The organism is Candidatus Symbiopectobacterium sp. NZEC135 (assembly GCF_025962695.1).
In genome coordinates this window covers 1-1,789 of the sequence record NZ_JAGFPF010000320.1, presented here as the reverse complement: position 1 = coordinate 1,789, position 1,789 = coordinate 1, and the positions used below count along the sequence as shown (strand labels likewise).

At 51.4% G+C, this 1,789-nt stretch carries 2 protein-coding genes and 1 pseudogene; all 3 read left to right on the top strand.

The features are described from left to right. Positions 1-172 precede the first annotated feature (172 nt). Positions 173-1,096: an SPFH domain-containing protein gene (locus J5224_RS26405; RefSeq protein WP_264628136.1), complete on the top strand. Its 924-nt coding sequence runs from the start codon at positions 173-175 to the stop codon at positions 1,094-1,096. Then, on the top strand, positions 1,086-1,544 hold the full coding sequence (locus J5224_RS26400; protein WP_264628135.1) for an NfeD family protein: 459 nt from the start codon (positions 1,086-1,088) through the stop codon (positions 1,542-1,544). The genes J5224_RS26405 and J5224_RS26400 overlap by 11 nt, the downstream gene beginning before the upstream one ends. A 119-nt stretch (positions 1,545-1,663) precedes the next feature. Then, positions 1,664-1,789 (top strand): annotated as a pseudogene (locus tag J5224_RS26395) (conjugal transfer protein TraB); the annotation flags it as partial.

Here is a 1,789-nt window from a genome sequence, read left to right as displayed (position 1 = left end):
CACCTCTCGTTTTTGCTATTTTCAGATAATGCGTCAATAACAACGCGCGATTACGCCTGCGAAAAGATAGGTTTTACACCCCGACGGCGCTAGAATGACTTTTTCAGGATGAAGAAAAATACACTTTTATTTCAGTGCATTATTTTTAAAACAACCTTTGGAGGTGAAAACCATGCTAAGTGTGATTCCCGTATTGATATTTGTCGCGCTGGTTATTGTATGGTCCGGGATCAAGATAGTACCGCAAGGTTACCAGTGGACGGTGGAGCGCTTTGGCCGTTACACCAAGACATTGATGCCGGGTTTAAATATCCTCATTCCATTCATGGACAGAATAGGACGTAAAATCAATGTAATGGAACAAGTGCTTGAGATTCCATCACAAGAAATTATCTCCAAGGACAATGCCAACGTTACGATCGATGCCGTCTGCTTTATTCAGGTCGTGGATGCGCCACGCGCCGCCTATGAAGTGAGTAATCTGGAACTGGCAATCAAAAACCTTACCATGACCAACTTTCGTACCGTACTCGGTTCGATGGAGCTGGATGAAATGTTGTCTCAACGAGACAGCATCAATACCCGGCTGTTGCATATCGTAGACGAAGCCACCGGCCCGTGGGGCGTGAAGATTACACGTATCGAGATCCGCGATGTGCGCCCCCCTGCCGAACTGGTCGCGTCAATGAACGCCCAGATGAAAGCGGAACGAACCAAACGTGCTGACATTCTCGAAGCGGAGGGGGTACGGCAGGCCGCTATTCTCAAAGCCGAAGGGGAAAAACAATCACAAATTCTCAAAGCAGAAGGATTACGGCAATCTGCTTTTCTTGAGGCCGAGGCCAGAGAACGTGCAGCAGAAGCAGAAGCCCGCGCCACACAAATGGTGTCCGATGCTATCGCTTCCGGCAATATCCAGGCGATCAACTATTTCGTGGCGCAGAAATACACCGATGCGCTACAACAGATTGGTTCAGCCAACAATAGCAAGGTGATTATGATGCCATTGGAAGCCAGTAACCTGATGGGTGCCATTGGCGGAATTGCAGAACTGATCAAAGAAAGCGGCAATACGCGGAGTAAAGATGGACGTTGAGTTACTCGCGGAGAATGCGCATTGGCTATGGCTCTCTCTTGGCGGCTTGCTGTTGGCGGCTGAGATGTTGGGTGCCAGCGGCTATCTGCTGTGGAGCGGTGTTTCCGCGGTTATCATCGGTCTGCTGACCTGGGGCCTGCCTTTACCTTGGGCGTGGCAAGGCACGCTGTTTGCCCTATTGACCATCTCTATAGCCATATTGTGGTGGTACTGGTTACGCAACTGTGCGCGTCGCACGATTGAGACCACTGTGCTCAACCAGCGCAGTCAACAATTGATCGGGGTACGCACCACACTCACGGAAGCCGTAGTCGATGGCATAGGCCGTGCCAGAATCGGTGACAGCACCTGGCGAGTAAAAGCCGATGATGCCTTACCCGCTGGAACGGCGGTTGAGGTGATTGCCATCGAAGGCATCACGTTACACGTTCGCGCCCTCAAGGTTTAACGCCCCTTCCCCATTATCCCCACCCCACAACAGGGGCTGGGGATTTTTCATCCTTATGGCAGTATCCTCGCGCAGCGCAAGCGGTTAGCATGGGCGTTTGTGGTTGATGGAGATAAATCATGCCGTTACTGCGCCAACTGGCCACCTGGTTAGGATTAATTTCCCCGGTCGCCTATGCCTACCCCGCACTGGATGTTTCTCTGCCACAGGGCGGACGCCTGCATTTGGTGGGCAGTATTCATATG